Source organism: Desulfosporomusa polytropa, assembly GCF_055380075.1.
In genome coordinates this window covers 3,712,507-3,734,307 of the sequence record NZ_AP042400.1, presented here as the reverse complement: position 1 = coordinate 3,734,307, position 21,801 = coordinate 3,712,507, and the positions used below count along the sequence as shown (strand labels likewise).

Annotated in this window: 10 protein-coding genes, 1 tRNA gene and 3 rRNA genes; 9 read left to right on the top strand and 5 right to left on the bottom strand. The window is 40.2% G+C overall.

Going from position 1 to position 21,801, the window contains the following annotated elements:
- Nucleotides 1-34: 34 nt before the first annotated feature.
- Complete coding sequence (locus ACZ449_RS19100; RefSeq protein WP_464257645.1) at nucleotides 35-2,599, bottom strand: glycogen/starch/alpha-glucan phosphorylase; 2,565 nt, start codon at nucleotides 2,597-2,599, stop codon at nucleotides 35-37.
- Complete coding sequence (glgA, locus tag ACZ449_RS19095) at nucleotides 2,589-4,145, bottom strand: glycogen synthase GlgA (RefSeq protein WP_464257644.1); 1,557 nt, start codon at nucleotides 4,143-4,145, stop codon at nucleotides 2,589-2,591. The genes ACZ449_RS19100 and glgA overlap by 11 nt, the downstream gene beginning before the upstream one ends.
- A 516-nt stretch (nucleotides 4,146-4,661) precedes the next feature.
- On the opposite strand from glgA, the gene ACZ449_RS19090 reads away from it, so the two are divergent.
- From ACZ449_RS19090 to ACZ449_RS19050, 9 genes are all read left to right on the top strand, one after another.
- Nucleotides 4,662-6,217: ribosomal RNA gene (locus tag ACZ449_RS19090) — 16S ribosomal RNA — on the top strand.
- Between the two features lie 168 nt (nucleotides 6,218-6,385).
- A 5S ribosomal RNA gene (rrf, locus tag ACZ449_RS19085) occupies nucleotides 6,386-6,502 on the top strand.
- Between the two features lie 418 nt (nucleotides 6,503-6,920).
- Nucleotides 6,921-9,837: ribosomal RNA gene (locus tag ACZ449_RS19080) — 23S ribosomal RNA — on the top strand.
- Together the 16S, 23S and 5S rRNA genes with 1 tRNA gene alongside form the textbook arrangement of a ribosomal RNA operon.
- Before the next feature lie 134 nt (nucleotides 9,838-9,971).
- Nucleotides 9,972-10,047, top strand: a tRNA-Met gene (locus tag ACZ449_RS19075).
- Nucleotides 10,048-10,317: 270 nt separating this feature from the next.
- Nucleotides 10,318-11,340 carry a polysaccharide biosynthesis protein gene (locus tag ACZ449_RS19070; RefSeq protein ID WP_464257643.1) on the top strand — a complete coding sequence of 341 codons (1,023 nt, stop codon included), beginning with the start codon at nucleotides 10,318-10,320 and terminating at the stop codon, nucleotides 11,338-11,340.
- Nucleotides 11,341-12,207, top strand: a complete 867-nt coding sequence (locus ACZ449_RS19065; RefSeq protein WP_464257642.1) for an SDR family oxidoreductase — start codon at nucleotides 11,341-11,343, stop codon at nucleotides 12,205-12,207.
- Between the two features lie 43 nt (nucleotides 12,208-12,250).
- Nucleotides 12,251-13,327, top strand: coding sequence for a non-hydrolyzing UDP-N-acetylglucosamine 2-epimerase (gene wecB / locus ACZ449_RS19060; RefSeq protein WP_464257641.1), 1,077 nt, complete (start codon nucleotides 12,251-12,253; stop codon nucleotides 13,325-13,327).
- Nucleotides 13,328-13,346: 19 nt separating this feature from the next.
- The gene (locus tag ACZ449_RS19055) at nucleotides 13,347-13,946 is read left to right on the top strand and encodes a class I SAM-dependent methyltransferase (RefSeq protein WP_464257640.1); all 600 of its coding nucleotides are present in this window, start codon (nucleotides 13,347-13,349) and stop codon (nucleotides 13,944-13,946) included.
- Nucleotides 13,947-13,966: 20 nt separating this feature from the next.
- Nucleotides 13,967-17,398 (top strand): glycosyltransferase, encoded by a 3,432-nt coding sequence (locus ACZ449_RS19050; RefSeq protein ID WP_464257639.1) that lies wholly within the window; start codon nucleotides 13,967-13,969, stop codon nucleotides 17,396-17,398.
- Between the two features lie 129 nt (nucleotides 17,399-17,527).
- On the opposite strand, the gene ACZ449_RS19045 is transcribed toward ACZ449_RS19050, so the two are convergent.
- Genes ACZ449_RS19045 through ACZ449_RS19035 form a run of 3 tightly spaced genes read right to left on the bottom strand, consistent with a single transcriptional unit; the run spans nucleotide 17,528 to nucleotide 21,396 of the window.
- A complete protein-coding gene (locus ACZ449_RS19045; RefSeq protein ID WP_464257638.1) occupies nucleotides 17,528-18,913 on the bottom strand; it encodes a glycosyltransferase family protein in 1,386 nt (461 codons plus the stop codon).
- A gap of 55 nt (nucleotides 18,914-18,968) precedes the next feature.
- A complete protein-coding gene (locus ACZ449_RS19040) occupies nucleotides 18,969-19,643 on the bottom strand; it encodes a glycosyltransferase family protein (RefSeq protein WP_464257637.1) in 675 nt (224 codons plus the stop codon).
- Nucleotides 19,630-21,396 (bottom strand): glycosyltransferase, encoded by a 1,767-nt coding sequence (locus ACZ449_RS19035; protein ID WP_464257636.1) that lies wholly within the window; start codon nucleotides 21,394-21,396, stop codon nucleotides 19,630-19,632. Before ACZ449_RS19035 ends, ACZ449_RS19040 begins: the two co-directional genes overlap by 14 nt.
- Nucleotides 21,397-21,801 lie beyond the last annotated feature (405 nt).

Below are 21,801 nucleotides of genomic sequence, written 5' to 3'. Positions count from 1 at the left end.
CGCAGCGTGGCAATCGTACTTTGACGGTTTGGCGTTAACTCAGCATGATTGAATCAACATGCACATCGCGTCCCGGCGTTATCCGAGCATAATCTTCCGGCAAGCAATGACACCAAAGCGGAATGGGTTGATCCATTTCCCAAATGTCTGCGGCGTATTCAGAGAAGGTACGATCGCTGGAAAACCAACCGGAATGAGCAATGTTCATAAGGCACATGGACTGCCAGCGATTTTTGTCACGATAGGTAGTAGCCAATTCATTCTGGGTAGAGACATAGGAGGCAAAGTCTTTTAGCAGGAAGTATTGGTCGCCATGATGAAGGAAAGCGTCATACTGGGTGCGGAATTCATCAGAATTAACTGGAAAAAAGCCATTTATTAACTGGTCAAGAATGATTTTAACCCGCCAATCGCTGTTATAGATATCCCAGGGGTTATAGCCGCCGTGCCGGTAATAGTTGAGTACTTCTTCGGCGGCTAAGCCAAAGACAAAGATGTTACTCGCGCCAACAGCATTCCTGATCTCTACGTTGGCGCCGTCCAGTGTGCCAATGGTTAACGCTCCATTCATCATGAATTTCATGTTGCCGGTGCCTGAGGCTTCTCTGCTGGCGGTTGAAATTTGTTCACTAACATCAGAGGCCGGGATAATAAGTTCGGCTTGAGAAACATTATAGTTTTCCAGAAACAAGACTTTGAGTTTGCTATCAATACGGGTGTCATTATTGATTTTATCAGCTAACGTAGTAATCAGTTTAATGGTTTTTTTGGCTTTATAATAACCGGGGGCAGCCTTGCCACCAAAAATAAAGGTGCGTGGGGTAATATCAAGCTGGGGGTTTTCCTGTAGACGGTTATAAAGATCCATAATATGCATAACGTTAAGACATTGCCGTTTATAAGCATGGATACGCTTAATGTGGGAATCAAATATTGAGTGAACATTAACAACAACATTGTATTTATCTTTAATGTATTTGGCCAACTTAAGTTTGTTGCGCATTTTGACGCTAGCCAGATCTTCAAGAAAAGCAGTATCTTTGACTAGCGGAGCTAATTTGGCCAAGTCGCAGGGATATTCTATCCAGCTCGATCCGATAGCGTTACTAATTAGGTCAGCTAGCCTGGGGTTTGCTGTTAGCAACCAACGACGCTGAGTAATGCCGTTAGTGACATTGGAAAATTTGTCAGGTGTATGGGTATAAAAATGGTTCATAACTGATTTTTTAAGAATCTCGGTGTGGATTTCGGCTACCCCATTGACAGAGTGACTGCCAGCAATGGCCAAATGTGCCATATGCACCTGATCGTCAGAAATTACGGCCATGCTTCGGATACGATCCCAGTCGCCCGGATAGCTGTTCCAAAGCTCATGGCAATAACGCTCATTAATCTCATGAATAATCATATAGATACGCGGCAACAGGTGCTCAAGCATGCTGACAGGCCATTTTTCCAGCGCTTCGGGTAAAACGGTGTGATTGGTATAGGACAAGGTATGTACTGTTAGATTCCATGATTCATCCCAGTCTAAAGAACAGTCATCCAAGAGGATACGCATAAATTCAGGTACTGCCAATGCTGGGTGGGTATCGTTAATATGGATGGCGATTTTGTCAGGCAGTTCATGTAGCGTGTCATGGTGCAGCCTGAAATCGCGGATAATGCTCTGCAGGCTGGCCGACACAAGGAAATACTGTTGCTTAAGACGCAGTAATTTGCCCTCATAATATGTATCATTAGGATAAAGAATATCGGTCAATGATTCAATAGTATGTTTATAATCAATGACACTGTTACAGTCACCGCCGTGAACGTAACAGGTGTGGTTACCTACATCTATTTCAGCGCTCCAGAGCCGTAAGGTGTTAACCAGTTCATTTCTATAACCGACAATAGGCACATCGTAGGGAACTGCTATGATGGACTCATAGTTTTCATGAATAAACTTAATTTTTCCGTTAGTTTGCACCCGGACTGTACCGCCAAAGCGTATAGTCGTTTTTTCCTCCGGACGACGGTATTCCCAGACATAGGATTGGTTTTTAAGCCAGTTATCAGGGGATTCGTGTTGATAGCCATTAATGATTGTTTGTTCAAATAGACCATAGCGGTAGCGCAGACCGCAGCCATGACCGGCAAGACCCAGGGCTGCCATAGAGTCCAGGTAGCAGGCTGCTAGACGACCCAAACCGCCGTTGCCCAGTCCCGCATCTTCTTCCTGACCTAACAGTATGCCAATGTCAATGCCTAACTGGGATAATGCTTCGGCACAGATTTCTTTGATGCCTAAGTTAACCAGATTATTTTCCAAGAGACGCCCGAGAAGAAACTCAATGGAAAGGTAATACACTTGTTTAGGGGCGTCGTGGGCTCGCTGTTTTTTAGTTTCAATCAGATTTTTACTAATAATCTTTCTGGTTAACCAGACTAATGCTTCAAACTTTTCCTGGTTAGTGGATTGATTCAACATTTTGCCATGCAGGGATTGAAGCGTATCGATAAAGGCATCTCTCAGCTCGGGAACAGTGCTGTATTCGGGATTAGTATTATGTGTCGTCGTATGGCTAGAACATTGCAGGTTGGTATTAGTGAACATAAGGAGCCTCCTCTACAGGGAGTGATTGTTCAAAGTCGTTAAGGGGAAAAGTTAGACCGCTATAGTCTGGAACAGCTTCAGAGCTGGATGTAGCTTCTTTATAGATAGGTTTTTCCACATATAGCTTATTGTACAATTGACGGTATTTGCTGGCGGAAATATGCCAACTGTTGTCAGTGCGCATGACGCGGTCAACAAGTCTATTCCAGATTTCTTTATTGTGATAGAAGCTAATGGCTCGTCTGATGGTGTGCAGCAGGTCATGGGCGTTGTAATTGGTAAAGCTGAAGCCATTGCCTTCGCCGGTGTATTCGTTATAGGATTGAACAGTGTCTTTGAGTCCGCCTGTTTCTCGAACAACAGGCAAAACTCCATAGCGCATGGCAATAAGGTGGCCAATGCCGCAGGGTTCATAACGTGACGGCATCAGAAATAGGTCGGCGGCAGCATATAATTTGTGAGCCATATCCTCACTATACGGAATTATAGCGGCCAGCCGGTCATTATGCAGCCAGGAGGCATGCCACAGAAGATGGTGATAGTAGTCATCCCCTTGACCCAAAATAACCAGTTGCACGTTGCTGTCAAGAATTTCGCCAAGTATCCGTATGACAAGATCAAGTCCTTTGGCTTCTACCAATCGGGTATTCATGGCTAGTAATGGTGTATTGGTAGTTGGCGGTAGTCTCAACATTTTCTGCAGTGCAATTTTGTTTTTGGTTTTACGTTTTTTGGATTGCTGATCGTAGTTTACAAATAGGTTGGGATCGGTTGCCGGATTATAGGTAGTGTAATCAATGCCATTAATAATGCCTGAGAGGGAATTTTTGCGGCTGGCTAGTACGCCCTCTAATTTTTCACCAAAGTAAGCGTGCTGGATTTCATGGGCGTAGGTAGGGCTTACTGTATTAATTAAATCTGAAAAAACAAGCCCGCCTTTCATAAAGTTGACCTTGTCGTAAAACTCAATGCCGTTCGGGGTAAAATATTCCCAGCCTAAATTAAGCAGGTTGACCATGATGTCTTTGGGGAAAATTCCCTGGTATTTGAGATTGTGAATGGTAAACAGAGTCCTGATTTTTTCGTAAAACGGATCATGACGGTAATGAGCCGCCAGGAATACACTAACCATACCGCTATGCCAGTCGTGGCAATGCAGAATGTGTGGTTGAAATCCAAGATGTGGTAATGATTCCAGTACAGACCGGCAAAAAAAAGAAAATCTCTCGGCATCATCAAAATGTCCGTAAAAGCCGGAACGGTTGAAATAATACTCGTTATCGACAAAGTAAAAGGGAACACCGTCAAGATCGAGTTTTTCGATACCGCAGAACTGCAGGCGCCAGGATAAGGATACTTGGAAAACTGCCTGGATTGATAGCTTAGCTTTCCATTCTTCGGGCATTGAACCATATTTAGGAATAATAACCCGTGCATCTATTCCCTGCCGTCTAAGTTCTTTCGGTAAGGAAGCAGTGACAGCGCCTAAACCACCAGTTTTGGCAAATGGAGCGGCTTCACTGGCAACAAACAGTACTTTAAGCATATGGTATAAAAATTCCTTTCTACAAAGTGTTTTTAAAACTAAAGTATGGACATATGGTGGGTTTGCGGACAATGTTAAGGGTCATCTTGTCAGTATTTCAAGGCAACATTATTGGATTGTGTATGGCCGCTTGCCTTTATATACAAATTCATAGTTGACGTAACAGGTATGGTGTGATATTATAAATAAGTTGCCTCAATACGCAGCACAATATTCCAAGATAAGCTTCAACTTAGTTGGAATAAACAAAGAAATATTATGTTGACACGGTGAAACAAACGTGATAACATATATAGATGTCGGCTCCGCAAAAATGCGAACGACAATCGGTCTCGGACAAAGCGTACCGTCCGTGACACTAGTACATCCATGTACGTCGTTCCCTGAAAACTGAACAATGTAAGTAATGCATCATAAAAGCCAGATGTGCGGTTGTATGTCGCTTGCGACATGCAACACAAAAACAATTTCTTACTATGATTTATAGAGCCAACAAATGGCTTCAATAATAAAACTTTATTGGAGAGTTTGATCCTGGCTCAGGACGAACGCTGGCGGCGTGCCTAACACATGCAAGTCGAACGGGGAGTTATTTATAACTCCTAGTGGCGAACGGGTGAGTAACGCGTAGACAACCTGCCTCTAAATTGGGGACAACACCGCGAAAGTGGTGCTAATACCGAATGTGGTATCTTGGTCGCATGACTGAGATAAGAAAGGTGGCCTCTATTTATAAGCTACCGATTAGAGATGGGTCTGCGTCTGATTAGCTAGTTGGTGAGGTAATGGCTCACCAAGGCAACGATCAGTAGCCGGTCTGAGAGGATGAACGGCCACACTGGGACTGAGACACGGCCCAGACTCCTACGGGAGGCAGCAGTGGGGAATCTTCCGCAATGGACGAAAGTCTGACGGAGCAACGCCGCGTGAGTGAAGAAGGTCTTCGGATTGTAAAGCTCTGTCGTTTGGGACGAACGTGGGATGTGTGAATAATGCATTCTAATGACGGTACCAAAGGAGGAAGCCACGGCTAACTACGTGCCAGCAGCCGCGGTAATACGTAGGTGGCAAGCGTTGTCCGGAATTATTGGGCGTAAAGGGCGTGTAGGTGGATTTTTAAGTCGTGTGTCTAAGTGCGAGGCTCAACCTCGTATAGGCGCAGGAAACTGGGAATCTTGAGTGCAGGAGAGGAAAGTGGAATTCCCAGTGTAGCGGTGAAATGCGTAGATATTGGGAGGAACACCAGTGGCGAAGGCGACTTTCTGGACTGTGTCTGACACTGAGGCGCGAAAGCTAGGGGAGCGAACGGGATTAGATACCCCGGTAGTCCTAGCCGTAAACGATGGGTACTAGGTGTAGAGGGTATCGACCCCTTCTGTGCCGCAAGCTAACGCAATAAGTACCCCGCCTGGGGAGTACGGCCGCAAGGTTGAAACTCAAAGGAATTGACGGGGGCCCGCACAAGCGGTGGAGTATGTGGTTTAATTCGACGCAACGCGAAGAACCTTACCAGGGCTTGACATTGAGTGAAAGACTAAGAGATTAGTTCCTATCTTCGGATACACGAAAACAGGTGGTGCATGGCTGTCGTCAGCTCGTGTCGTGAGATGTTGGGTTAAGTCCCGCAACGAGCGCAACCCTTATCCTTTGTTGCCAGCACGTAAAGGTGGGAACTCAAGGGAGACTGCCGTCGACAAGACGGAGGAAGGCGGGGATGACGTCAAGTCATCATGCCCCTTATGTCCTGGGCTACACACGTACTACAATGGGCTTAAACAAAGCGAAGCAAGACCGCGAGGTCAAGCAAAACGCATAAACAAGCTCTCAGTTCGGATCGGAGGCTGCAACTCGCCTCCGTGAAGTCGGAATCGCTAGTAATCGCAGGTCAGCATACTGCGGTGAATACGTTCCCGGGCCTTGTACACACCGCCCGTCACACCACGAAAGTTGACAACACCCGAAGCCGGTGGGGTAACCAGCAATGGAACTAGCCGTCTAAGGTGGGGCCGATGATTGGGGTGAAGTCGTAACAAGGTAGCCGTATCGGAAGGTGCGGCTGGATCACCTCCTTTCTAGGGAGAACCGTTCAGCGTAACAACTGAACTAACTTCTAGGTCGGTACATCTTGGCAGATGAATACTCTTACATTGTTTAGTTTTGAGGGAATGCAAGTTTCCATAAGTTACTTGTTGAAAAACACGAGTGACTATGATAACATAAGTATTCCTGAAAACAAAATATCCAGTGACGATAGCTGTAGGGCTCCACCTGTTCCCATACCGAACACAGTAGTTAAGCCTACAAACGCCGAAGGTACTTGGTTGGAAACGGCCTGGGAGATTAGGAAGTTGCTGGTTTGTCTCGATAGTCGACGTTAGACATACGACCTTCGATAAACTATCGAAAGTCTAAAATCGTACATCGAAAGTCGAGCAAGTGTTCCTTGAAAACTGCACAGAAGAAAGCAAAGTAAAATTACCTCTCATATGCAAATATGTAGAAGTAACTTAACGAACGCGCAATTAGGATTATACTGAAGGTAAAGCGTAAGCTAAACCCTCGGCACAGTAAAATGTAGCCGAGAGACTGGCTAGCGTGCATCAGATGCTAGGCGCGGCGAGCACCGAAGCGGAGGCGTACTGATAAGTACGTTGAGCATCGGAGCGCAGCCTGCAACAACGGTCGATCATTATGCCGTCCATGGCATGATCGACACTAGAACCATCCATGGTTCGTCGCAGATGATGTGCGATAGACAGTCGACAACTGATCATAAGTCAAGTTGTTAAGGGCATACGGCGGATGCCTAGGCGCCAAGAGCCGACGAAGGACGGGGTAAGCTCCGATATGCCAGGAAGAGCTGCAAGCAAGCTTTGACTCCTGGATTTCCGAATGGGGGAACCCGGCGGTGGTAATGCACCGTCACCTAACTTAGGTTAGGGGGGCACCCGGGGAACTGAAACATCTAAGTACCCGGAGGAAAAGTAATCAATTGAGATTCCCTAAGTAGCGGCGAGCGAACGGGGAAGAGCCCAAACCAGAGAGCTTTGCTCTTTGGGGTTGCGGACTGACAAAAATCAGAAAATATCTAGTCGAACTACCTGGAAAGGTAGGCCACAGAAGGTAACAGCCCTGTAAACGAAAGATTGCATCTGAGGGTCAGAATCCAGAGTACCACGGGACACGAGGAACCCTGTGGGAAGCAGGGGGGACCACCCTCCAAGGCAAAATACTCCTTGGCGACCGATAGCGCATAGTACCGTGAGGGAAAGGTGAAAAGCACCCCGGGAGGGGAGTGAAAGAGAACCTGAAACCGTATGTCTACAAGCAGTCGAAGACCCTTATGTGGTCGACGGCGTGCCTATTGAAGAATGAACCGGCGAGTTACAGTAACTAGCGAGGTTAAGTGGAAAACATGGAGCCGAAGCGAAAGCGAGTCTAAATAGGGCGATAGTTAGTTATTGTAGACCCGAAACCGCAGTGATCTATCCATGGCCAGGTTGAAGCGCAGGTAAAAATGCGTGGAGGACCGAACCCGTGAGCGTTGAAAAGCTTTGGGATGAGTTGTGGATAGGGGTGAAATGCCAATCGAACGCGGAGATAGCTGGTTCTCCCCGAAATAGCTTTAGGGCTAGCCTCAGGTAATGAGTATAGACGGTAGAGCACTGATAGGGCTAGGGGTCTTATAGATTACTGAACCTTGTCAAACTACGAATGGATATACTTTAACCTGGGAGTCAGACTGCGAGTGATAAGATCCGTAGTCAAAAGGGAAACAGCCCAGACCATCAGCTAAGGTCCCCAATGCCGTGCTAAGTGGCAAAGGATGTGGAATTTCCGAAACAACCAGGATGTTGGCTTAGAAGCAGCCACCATTTAAAGAGTGCGTAATAGCTCACTGGTCGAGAGATTGTGCGCCGAAGATGTCCGGGGCTAAAGCACGGAACCGAAGCTATGGCATGTCTAACGACATGGGTAGGGGAGCGTTCTATACACAGTGAAGCAATACCGTAAGGAGTTGTGGAGAGTATAGAAGTGAGAATGCCGGTATGAGTAGCGAAAAGACAAGTGAGAATCTTGTCCACCGAAAGCCTAAGGTTTTCTGAGGAAGGATCGTCCGCTCAGAGTAAGTCGGGACCTAAGCCGAGGCGTAGATGCGTAGGCGATGGACAACTGGTTAAAAATCCAGTACCACCTAAAGTCGTTTGAGCGATGGAGTGACACAGTAGGGTAAATGAGCGCGAGGATGGAAATTCGCGTCTAAGCTTGTAGGGTGTTGTGTAGGCAAATCCGCACAACTTGAACCTGAGAAGTAATGGGTAGCTGTTAGCAATAACGGTGAATTGATTGATCCCACACTGTCAAGAAAAGCTTCTAGTGAGATAATAGGTGCCCGTACCGTAAACCGACACAGGTAGGCGGGGAGAGAATCCTAAGGTGCGCGGGAGAACCCTCGTTAAGGAACTCGGCAAAATGTCCCCGTAACTTCGGGAAAAGGGGAGCTTATATATCGTGTAAACTTGAAACGGTTGAAGCGAAAATGAGTTGCAAAAAAGAGGCCCAAGCGACTGTTTACCACAAACACAGGTGCCTGCTAAAGCGAAAGCTGACGTATAGGTGCTGACACCTGCCCGGTGCCGGAAGGTTAAGAGGAGCGGTTAGACGCAAGTCGAAGCTGTGAATTGAAGCCCCGGTAAACGGCGGCCGTAACTATAACGGTCCTAAGGTAGCGAAATTCCTTGTCGGGTAAGTTCCGACCCGCACGAAAGGTGTAACGACTTGGGCACTGTCTCAACGAGGGACCCGGTGAAATTGAAATACCTGTGAAGATGCAGGTTACCCGCGACTGGACAGAAAGACCCCATGGAGCTTTACTGCAACCTGACATTGAGTTTTGGTAAATGATGTACAGGATAGGTGGGAGACTGAGAGAATAGGACGCAAGTCTTGTTGGAGTCAATGTTGGGATACCACCCTTTATTTACTGGAATTCTAACTCAAGAAGTAACGAAACTGAGGACAGTGTCAGGCGGGCAGTTTGACTGGGGCGGTCGCCTCCGAAAGAGTAACGGAGGCGCCCAAAGGTTCCCTCAGCGCGGATGGAAATCGCGCGAAGAGTGTAAAGGCAGAAGGGAGCTTGACTGCAAGACAGACAAGTCGAGCAGGGACGAAAGTCGGGCTTAGTGATCCGGTGGTACCGAGTGGAAGGGCCATCGCTCAACGGATAAAAGCTACCCTGGGGATAACAGGCTAATCTCTCCCAAGAGTCCATATCGACGGGGAGGTTTGGCACCTCGATGTCGGCTCATCACATCCTGGGGCTGAAGTAGGTCCCAAGGGTTGGGCTGTTCGCCCATTAAAGTGGTACGTGAGCTGGGTTCAGAACGTCGTGAGACAGTTCGGTCCCTATCCATCGCGGGCGTAAGAGACTTGAAGGGAACTGCTCCTAGTACGAGAGGACCGGAGTGGACGAACCAATGGTGTACCAGTTATTCCGCCAGGAGTAGAGCTGGGTAGCTACGTTCGGAAAGGATAAACGCTGAAAGCATCTAAGCGTGAAACCAGCCTTAAGATGAGGTCTGTCATTCGAAAGAAGTAAGGCCCCTTGCAGATTACAAGGTAGATAGGCCAGATGTGGAAGTGGAGTAATCCATGCAGCTGACTGGTACTAATAGGCCGAGGACTTGACTTAAACCTTGTTTGCATGAAGTGCAAACAGCAGTAAATCCTAATGCGTAGTCTTTCTTCTGTGAAGTTTTGAAGGAACAAACCTTCATAAATAGACATATCGAAAGTCGTAAATCGACAGGCGAATGTCGAACACATCGCGGGATGGAGCAGTTGGTAGCTCGTCGGGCTCATAACCCGAAGGTCACAGGTTCAAGTCCTGTTCCCGCAACCATGATAGTAAATGCTAAACAAGGTAATGTACCTTGCTTAGCATTTTTTTATTTGTCTGAACGCGCCAAATATCAATTGTCTAAGATGATTACAGACCGCACTCTAGTTACGAGTGGAGGTCTGTTTTAGATTTTCATATTTATTTACACAAATTTTTTGCAGCCTCATACACTATCCTAAGAGCAGACTTGAAATTGTTAAAGTAAAATATTTTGATATATCATATATCAAAATATAAAAAAATGAGAGTTACTTAAGGGAGAATTTCTACATGTTTAATAACAAAACTATATTAATTACTGGTGGAACGGGTTCATTTGGAAACGCAGTAATGAAAAGATTCTTACATTCAGATATTGCTGAAATACGCATATTTTCAAGAGATGAAAAAAAACAAGATGATATGAGAAAACTATATAAACATAAAAAATTAAAGTTTTATATAGGTGATGTCAGGGATCTAGCTAGTGTTAAAAATGCTATATATGGTGTTGATTATGTATTTCATGCGGCGGCTTTGAAGCAAGTCCCATCATGCGAATTTTTTCCTCTTGAAGCTGTAAAAACAAATATTTTTGGAACAGACAACGTTCTAACCGCAGCTATAGAATTTGGGGTAAAAAAAGTAATTTGTCTATCCACAGACAAAGCTGCTTATCCCATAAATGCTATGGGGATATCAAAAGCTATGATGGAAAAAGTTTTTGTTGCAAAATCTAAAACAGTTTCATCCGAGGCAACTCTTATCTGCGGTACTAGATACGGAAATGTTATGGCGTCTCGTGGTTCTGTAATTCCGCTTTTTGTTGAGCAAATACTGAATAAACAATCGCTAACTGTAACTGATCCTACGATGACTAGGTTTTTGATGAGTATTGATGAAGCTGTAGATCTTGTGATATTTGCATTTAAAAATGCTGAAGCAGGAGATATTATGATTCATAAGGCTCCGGCTTGTACAATAGGAGTTCTGGCTCAAGCTATAAAAGAAATATTTAATGCAGATAACGACATTAAAATAATAGGAACAAGACATGGTGAGAAACTATATGAAACTCTCCTTACAAAAGAGGAGTATGCAATAGCTGAGGATATGGATGCTTTCTTTAGAGTTCCTGCAGATAAACGAGATTTAAATTATGAAAAATATTTTAATATAGGTAACCAACAATTATCTTCCCAGGATGAGTATAATTCTCATAATACACTCCGCCTTAGCATCAATGAAGTAAAACAAAAACTCCTGGAGCTTGATTACGTAAAGTTAGAATTAGAGCGAGAGAGGAGAAATTAAGTGAAATTTTTTGTTCTTGGAGCAACCGGTATGGTCGGGCATGCTATATCCTTATATCTACAGGAACAAGGTCATCAGGTTATCACATTCACAAGAACCCCTTTTTTATTAACTGAAAACATAGTTGGTGATGCTTGTGATTCAAAGCAAATAAAAGATTTAATAAATAAATACCAATTTGATGCAGTGATTAATTGTATCGGAATTCTAAACCAAAATGCAGAAGTAAATAAGCAGGAAGCAGTATTTATAAATAGCTATATACCACACTATTTGGCTTACATTACACATGGAACTAATACTAAAGTTATTCACTTAAGTACTGATTGTGTTTTTTCCGGGCAAAATGGTAATTATCATGAAAATTCTCTCAAAGATGGAGTAACTTTTTATGATAGATCTAAGGCTCTGGGAGAGATAGATAATAAGAAAGATATAACATTTAGAAATTCTATAATAGGTCCGGACATGAAAGAAAATGGTATAGGTCTTTTTAATTGGTTTGTGAAACAAAATGGCGATATTGCCGGTTATTCAAGGGCTATTTGGACAGGAGTAACTACTCTTGTTTTGGCTAAAGCCATAGAAAAAGCTACAAAAGATAGTTTAGTAGGACTATATAATCTAGTGAATAATTCTAAGATAAGCAAGTATGAGTTACTTATGCTATTTAACCAGTACTTTAAAAATAATCAATTAACAATAAATAAATGTGAGAGTGTCATTGTGGATAAGTCGCTTATAAATAATAGGACAGATTTTAACTTTGTTGTGCCGTCTTATGTGGATATGGTGATAGAGATGAAGGAGTGGATCATAAAACATAAGGAGTTATATAGACACTACTTACTAGACGGCCATACGTAGTAGAGCAATAAGAGAGCATTTTGAAAAGTGGGGAGTTTTCTATGTGAAAGTATTAACTGTTATTGGTACAAGACCAGAGATTATTAGACTCAGTAGAATAATTCCAATTTTAGATCAGAATTGCCAGCATGTTCTAATGCATACAGGCCAAAACTATATCAAATCATTGAACCAAATATTCTTTGAGCAGTTAGGTGTAAGAGTGCCTGATTATATGTTTGAATGTAAGGCCGAAACATTAATGGGGCAAGTGTCCCAAATACTAATAGATGTTGAAAAAGTGATACTAACTGAGCAACCTAACCGAATACTGCTGTTGGGGGATACTAATAGTGCACTTGCAGCTATTGTTGCTAAACGTATGCGAATTCCCGTCTTTCATATGGAGGCTGGCAACCGTTGTTATGATGATAACGTTCCTGAAGAGGTAAACCGGCGTCTTATAGACCACTGCAGTGACACATTATTGCCTTATACGGAACGTAGTAGAGCAAACTTAATTAAAGAAGGTATTGCTAGTAATCGAATATTTGTTACAGGCAATCCGATTGCAGAGGTTTTACAATATTATGAGTACCAGATTCGGCAAAGTAATATTCTTGAACAGCTAAATATTATCCCGAAAAATTATTTTTTGGTAACGCTTCATCGGGCGGAAAATGTTGACGATGTAAGAAGGTTAGAAAGTTTCTTTGAGGCATTTATAAGATTAAAGCAAAAATACAAAATACCAATTATTTTTAGTGTTCACCCTAGAACTCGTTCACAAATAGAAAAAACCCAAATTATAATCAATTGGGACGGACTTATTAGTTTGGAGCCAATTGGTCTATTTGATTTTGTCGAACTAGAAAAAAATGCTGCTTGTGTATTAAGTGATAGCGGAACAGTTCAAGAAGAATGTTGTATTTTGAAAGTACCTAGTGTCACACTGCGCGATGTTACTGAACGACCGGAAACTGTCGAGACAGGAAGCAATGTACTAACCGGATGTAATCCCAACGACATATTACGATCGGTGGATTTAGTTTTAAATGAGACGTGTGAGTGGTCTCCACCAAATGAATATTTAAAAAAGAATGTTAGCCAGACAGTTGCGAAAATAGTTCTGGGGAAATAAATTTTAAGGAGTTTGTATAATGATTGGATTGTCGGATACAGAAAAAATGGCAGTTTTAAGCAATGCTGTTGGACTGGATTGGCATGAGCAATTTATTGAGTCTATAGCGGCTATTGTAAAACCTAAGGTATATGTTGAATTAGGTCTTTATAAGTGCACATTATTTAATCGAATTATTCCTTATGCACAGCAGTTAATTGGTTTAGACATAAATCCCAATTCACGTACATATATGCAGAAGAGCTCAAAAACTCGCTTTATATATGCTGATACAAAAGCTTTTGCTCAATATCTAACTAATAATCCAATAGAAATAGATATGCTATTTATTGACGCCGATCATTCTAAGCAAGCAGTTGAGGAAGATTTTTTGGCATACTTTCCTTTTGTTGTACCTCATGGACTAATTTTATTACATGATTCGTATCCAAAAGATTTAGAACAAACTAATCCGGGCTATTGCGGTGATGGATATTTAGCAATTGAAAAACTATCTCATAGAACAGATGATTATGAAATGATGACTATACCTGTACCACCTGGATTAACATTATGTAGAAAACGCAAATCGCAGTTAGCTTGGCAGGACAATAAAATAGTGAGCGAATGCTCCTGCTAACTTAATAGGAGGGAGCAAGTTTGAACAAATATTCAATAGTATGTATATGTCAGATCTACAATGAAATTGAGAAGGGAAACCTTGATAGATTTATCCACTATACAAAACCATTAGTAGATGCAATGGTTATATATGATGATGGCAGTATAGATGGTAGCTATGAATATATGCTAAATAACACACCTTATGTTATTAGAGGAATTAAAAATGATTTTGATAATGAAAGAACGCATAAACAAAAACTATTAAATGAGGCTTTAAAGTTGTCACCAGATTTTATACTTTGGCTAGATGCAGACGAGGTTTTGTGTGCCAATACGGCTGAGAATCTGCAGAACTTATGTCACTATTGTATGCAAAATGATTTTGATGGAGTTTCATTCCAAGAAGTAAATATTTGGAGAAGCAAAACATGGAAAAGACTTGATAGCTTATACGATACAGGATGGTTCGTACGTTTATGGCGTGTTACTCCTGAAATATCATTTGGTCAACTTACACCTGGTCTTCATCAACAGCCATATCCTGTAACGTTGAGGAAAATAATACGTGTGTTAAATTTTAAAGTTTTGCATTATGGATTTTCAACAATCAAGAACCTTGCTTATAAATATTTAACGTATAAGTCAAAAGGACAACGTGGATATAATATGTTGGACCGGCTCATTAGTGAAGAAACTCTTGTTTTGGAACAAGTTCCAGAACAAGAGTTTCCTGAGGGATTATGGTTGGATGATGATCCACCAATCGCAATGAGTTTTTTAGAATCTCTAACCGAAGTCGAAAAATACCGAAAAGCGGTATTTCGTCCTAAATATTCAATAATATGTTTAATATATAAAGATGTAGAATGGCTTAAATTTATATATAATCAAGTATTGAAATATACGGATTTAAGTGATAAAGAATTTTACTTTGTGGCAAATAATGCGACAGAAGATGTTTTAAATTATCTAAAGGATAACTATATACCACATTATATATATAATAATACCCCCAATCAGCCGGATGAATGGTACATTAATAATGTATACCGTGCATATAACTATGGTGCAAAAAAAGCACAAGGTGATTTTTTAATCTTTATTAATTCTGATATGGCATTTGCTCCGAATTGGTTCGAAAACCTTTTAAAAGTTTATAATGGAACTAATTGTGTAACTTCTCGATTGGTTGAATCTGGGAAGTTAACAAGCGGGCTGTATGGGGTTGAAAAGAACTTTGGATATACTTATGATTCATATAATGAAGATGAATTTAATAAATATGCAGCAGAAATAAGTGAAGCTTCAATTCAGGATAGTGGGTTGTATATGCCCCTATTAATCCGGAAACAGCATTTTGAGTTAGTGGGAGGATATCCAGAAGGTAATATTATTCCAAGCAGTAATATTTTTAGTCCTCAATTGGCGCAAAAAGGAGAAGCAAATATATCTGGAGATAAAGTCTTAATGAAGAAATTACTCATTCATACTATCAAACATCAGACATCATTTGATAGTATCGTTTATCACTTTCAATGTGGTGAGTTAGATAGTGAACCAACAAAGAATTTTGATCAACCAGGTGCTAGAATTGCTATTTGTAACGATATTGTTACCGGCTCAATGGGAGAAAAAGTTTTATGGGACTTTCTGCTGGATAACTGTCCAGCTACTATCGGTGTTGATACTAGGATAGTAGGTAAAAATAAATTTTCTTTAGAGGCAAAAAAATATATAGACTCCCAGCATCCGGAGGTATCAGTCGTTTTACAAAATGCAACATTTATAGACTTTGTTGATCAAGAAAAGTTCACAATTGCTTTTTTACAAGATGATTTACGCGGAATGGGAAAACCTTCCTTACAACAAGAAAGAAATCTAAAGTTAGCCCACAAATTAGTAACAAATTCTATCCAAACTGCCTTATCCTATCCTGAGTATGATTTTGAAATTATTTCTATAGGTGTAGATGAAACTTTATTTCAACCTTTAGATAAAGGTGAAGTTAGAAAAAAGAATGGCTTTAGTCCGGCTTCACGAGTTGGAATTTTTGTTGGTAGTCTTTCAGAAACGAAAGGATGGACAAAAGTTAGGACGTGTATTGAGCATTATCCTGATATAGAATGGATAGTAGTATCAAAATATAATGAATCTTATACAGCGTCCAATGTTAAGTTTTATTCACGTATTTCTCAGCAAGATCTTGTAAATCTGATAAATTGTGCTGACTTTTTTATTTTAGGCTCAAATATAGAAACTCAATGTCTGGCAGCTATTGAAGCTTGTTTGTGTAATGTACCCGTAATTATGAATAATGTTGGTATATTTAGGGATTTTAGTGCAGAAGATAGGAGTAAAGTGGGGATATTTGACAAAAACTTTATCTTATCAATTGAAAAAATAAAAGATATGACATTTTTCCCTAGAACTACTATACTGCAAAAAAAGTTAACCATTAATGATTCAATTCAAAAATGGAATGAACTATTTCAAAAGGTCTTGCAAGATATCACCTGTCAACACAGTAGAGTAAGTAATAACTCAAGGCCTATGGTTTCAATAATCATGCCGACTTATAATCAAGATCAATTTATTGCCCAATCTATTCAAAGTGTAATAGAGCAAACATTTACTGATTGGGAATTAATTATTGTAAATGATGGGTCAACAGATCATACGGTTGATATTATAAGGAAGTATACCAACTATTGCTATGGTAAAATAAAAATAATTAATAAAGAAGTGAATCAAGGAATAGCGTTAGCAATTAATGATGGTTTGCGCGCAGCTAGAGGAAAATATTTTTGCTGGTTAAGTTCTGATGATCTATTCACCTCAAATAAGTTAGAAAAACAAGTATCATTTTTAGAACTACACTCAGAGTATGGTATGGTCTTCAGTGGGTATGACTGGATAGATGAAAAAGGCAATTATTTAGGAAGTATTATAGAAAAGGAGTTAGAAGGAGCCACCTTTTATCGAATATTATTAATACGAGATTGTATACATGGTTGTTCAATTATGATTAGGAGCGAATGTTTGGACGAAGTCGGTATGTTTAATCCTGACTTCAAGTATGCCCAGGATTATGATATGTGGTTACGATTGGCGACGAAATTAAATATAGCCTACTTATCTGAAAGTTTACTAAAAGGTAGAATTCATACTAAGGCGAGTACGAATGAGGGGAAGAATGAAATAGAGGCAATACATGTTATTTTTACTTTTATTTTGAACAATACTGCCTCTACCAGATTATTTGAAAAGGCTGGATTTGACAATTCTATCAATGCTTTAACTTGGATATTAGAAAGCCTATATGATCAATTCTGTAACAAAAATGAAGAATTGATGCAAATTAAACGAGGAATAGAGTGGATTTTAAGTAATAGAGATATTCCGGAAGAAGTAGCTAACTTTATTAAAATGCTTGATAAAAAAATCGAATGCAAATTAAATTCTCTGTGAACCCACTAGAACCTTCCCAATGCAACAAACCCGCGAATTTCGCGGGTTTGTTGCATTGGGTTCGAATTAAAATAGTGGAGGCGACTCATGAAAACAGTTCTTTTTACAATAGGTTGGAGATTCAATAACCTACATTTGCAGTCTGTTTTTCAAGTCATTAATGGTAGCTAGAAGGCTTATTATTTGATCCACATGCTCGGTTTCATCTGCAAATTTCCATTCAAGCAGCTTACTATCACTCCAATCACAGGATGATATATTGCTATGAAAATTACTCAAATAACCAATGCTCTGCTTACTACTTTCGATCAAATCTTGCAATATACTATGATTAGTTATCAATGTATACTCACATTTATTACCTTTGTATAACTCAATATCCTTTCGTACTTGCTTCACATCAAATAAGTACTCAATCAATTCCGCGAACCCATCAAATGATTTTCCGCAATGGTATTGCTTTATCTTTGCCACGATGTTCCCGCTATTATTATTTGATAATATGAAACAACCTGCGGCCAAACTTTCAAAGAACGTAAAGGAATATGTTTCTGGACAATTTGACCAAAGAAAAGCTATATCAATTTTATGTGCTTGTATGGCCTCTACCATCTTTTCGTCTCCCTGTTTTAGCACCGAAACAGGAATGAAAGAAACTCCCGTCAGTTGTTCCTGCCAGCTTCCGAGATGATAGAAGTCATAGCTTTCCTTACATTGGTTAACAACTTCTTTCCATTGGAGATAACCTTTTGTTGGTTGTTGGGAACCAATATATCCGATTTTAATTTTAGTGCTTGGCATATCAATCGCATTTCTCTGTTTCATTAATACAGTTTGGTGTGGAACTACCTGGTATTTCTTTTCAAGGTCTCTATAAACTGATCCCCATATAAGTTTAGAAATTTCTGAAGGGAAAACAAACCTGCCCTGAAAGCGATAAATAAAGGCTTCCATTTTACTCCCGATCCTATTTCGGACATCAAAATAGCAACAATCTTGGCATGTCTCTGATCCAAATGGTTGCGCGCCACAGTATTCAAAATTATTTTTAAGCAAGTTGCACTGTGGACAAATGGTGTAAAAGTCATGTATATAAAGATAACTTTGACGCGGTTGTAGTGATTCTTCTAAAATGGTTAGCGCTTTTAAAAAGAAACCCATCATGTGATGAATTAGGAGGGCAAGTACGTTTATTTGTCCGGTTTTTCTCAAACGCTCGAAAAAAAGTGATAATTGCTTAACCGAAAAAAAGCCTATAAAAGCGCTGTCAATATTTAATCCTAATAATTGATTCCATTCAATATTTCCTTCTTCATAACCATAGTTTTGAAGAGGAAATAGTTGCACATAATGCAAATTGTTGTCCTTACAAAACATTTCCTCGACTTTTATTAGTTTTTCCACACCTCCGGTTGTCGCCAGTAAATAATTTGTATGAGAAATTGCAACAATCACATTATGCCGCAAGAAAAATTGATCAAGCATTTCAATTTTTATCTGTGATGAATTAGTCAATAAAATACCTCCTTGTATAATAATAATCTACTAAAGTTATGCTGTGAAAGTTGATTTAACAAGGAAACAAGTTTTTTGAATATTCTTCCAAGAAAACCTTGCGGTATGCATCGAACCCGTCACTAACATTGACAATTCCGCAATCATGAACGCACCAGGGCTCAACCTGGCAGGGAATACCTACCTGATATCCGGCGCGGATAAACTCCATGCTTTGGGATAAATCATAAAAGTGCCAACCAGTAAAAATATCATCTCTCCACGGAACATCATACTGAGTAATCATCATAAGTCCATCTATACCCTGAACTTCTTGATATTCACCATTAATGTCCAAAAAAGAAAGCAGTTCCATTTTTCCGCTATGGCTGTCAAAAACTTTACCATAATTACACTTCGAATCCCACCAGACACCAGTAGTTGGAATTTTGGCACTACCCGCAAAGCCAATCATACCAATATTCGGATGTTTAAGAAATAAGTTAACAACATTGTTAATAAAGTTTTTATTAACAATAAAGACATCCTGGTGTAGATATACCTTATACTTTGCATCAGAGGACCGCATTGCAGAGTTGTATGCCTTAGTTATATATTCCGCATCCTTACTTTTAATAATCTCAATTTCAAAACCAGCGGGTATTATCAGATGATTTATATATAAAAGGGACTCCTGATATATTTCTATATCATTTACACACGTGATGAAACATATTTTATGCGGGTTCATGCTGTGCCTCCTTGATCTTAGCAATCAGTTCCAGAATCTTGGCATCCTTTTGATCTAATTGATCCAGCAAGTTAAGTGCAACGTCAGATTTTCCCGTCATAGAAAGAATATAAGCAAGATGGTAAGCCGTTATGGGATCTTGTGTATCCCTTTGATAGGCGTTCTCCAACAGTGTTAGCGCGCTTTCAGTCAATTTATATTCATAACAGTAAACTGCTATTGTTTGCAGAAGTTCCTCTTTTTTAACAATATCATTTTCGGTAACATGTATTATATCGTTTGTTGAGAGAACACCGCTTTCAATAAACTCCATAAGAGTATTGAGGGTCTGTGCTTTATCGATGTCGTGTTCTATTCGTCTTAATAAAAACACTAAATTAAGCGGTGCCTTTAATTTAGCTGCAAATATATATTGATTTGCCCGATATTGCTGAGCCAAGTTCGGATCCCCCATTAATTGAGTAACTTTTTTAATAAAATCACTATCTTGCTCAGTTTCAGGAAAAGTCGTCATTCGATACTCCTGAACACAGTACCCTAGTTCTTTAAAAGTTTTATCAATTTCATACAAGGTAAAAAGACGCAAGTGAGTTTTGTCTAAAATTCCGGCAGCCTCATAGGTCCAAAATCCCTGCAGCATTTTCTTTATTACACTAAAATGCATAACATTAGGAATAGACACCAGTAATTTTCCATATGGTTTTAAATATTGTTTGAATGTGGTAAGAGCCTTCCCGGGATTGTGTAAATGTTCCAACACATCCGCAAGTAGGATATAGTCAAAAAAATTCTGGGGATATGCCAATTCTAATTCCTCTATGTTTTGATCAGATACTTCTGCAAACAGTGCAGCACTACGTGCTGCAGCTTTATTTATTTCAATGCCATAAAGTGACGCTTTTTTATACTTATTTTTCAAGTGTAAAAGTGTTCCACCACAGGCACACCCAACTTCTAGAATATTTAGCGGAGTATCTTCCGGATTATCTGCCAATGCTGCAACCTCAAATCTAATTAAAGAAAAATAACTTGAGTCAAAACCCCATTTGTCCGCAAACTTATTACCGTTTTCTTTTAGTAGGGCCGCATATCTGGAGTTATCTTGTTTAAAAGATACACTTCCAAAATGATGGATAAACGTGTCTTTACATAAAATTAGGCGAAACCCCGCTAGCCGAATTCGATAGGAAAGGTCGTCATCTTCAAAATTTCCAGGGCTGAATTGCTCATCCAAGAGCCCAACCTGCTCCAAAACACTTCTCTTAATAAGCAGGCAAAAGCCAACAAGTTTCAGACGTTCTTCCCACATCTTGGGATTAAACCTATTTACCGTTTCTGCAAATAGCTGCATCTCTGTCTCAGAGTGATAATTTACGCTAATTGCCTGATAGTTGGATACATTGTTAGTTATGGGGCCTACCGCCCCAATCTCATTTTCGCTATAAAGGCACTGCACAAGATTATCCAACCAATTACTCGTAACTATGACATCATTATTAAGTAATAAGATATTATCCCCAGTGGATACGGCAATTCCTTGATTGCAGCCTTTGGGAAAGCCAATATTTTCCTTGTTAAAAATAGTTTTTATATCTTGTTGCTCTTTGAGCCAGGAATTTGTTCCATCTGTGGAGTTATTATCAACAATGATAATCTCATACTCGTTCTTCTTAGTATATTGACGTATACTATCAATACATTTTTTTGTATACTCCAATTGGTTAAATGTTAATATTACAATGCTGGTTTTCATTGTGTCCCCCTGTTTTAACTTTGAAAACAACATTTCTACTTGAGACTATCAGCTAAATGGCTCGGGGAAATGCTGTTTACTAACAAAGGACTTCCGCTCCTTTTTTGATATCATTCTATATATTAAACTATGCCGAACATACTTTTTGGTTCTTAATAGGAAGGCACCAAAATACTGTTTACAAGAAATCGCCTCTACCTATCCAAGGTAAGAGGCGATTAGTATTCCGGCATTTGAGGCCAATACAAAATTATATTTATATGCGACCTTGAGTACAGATGCTTAAGGTCGTTCCATGGCTCGAGTTTAGGGAACAGTAGGCTACACGAGCATAATGAGTCATAGTATTAGGTACTTGTATATTTCGCATAAATGTAACAAAAATCATTTGATATAATACATTTC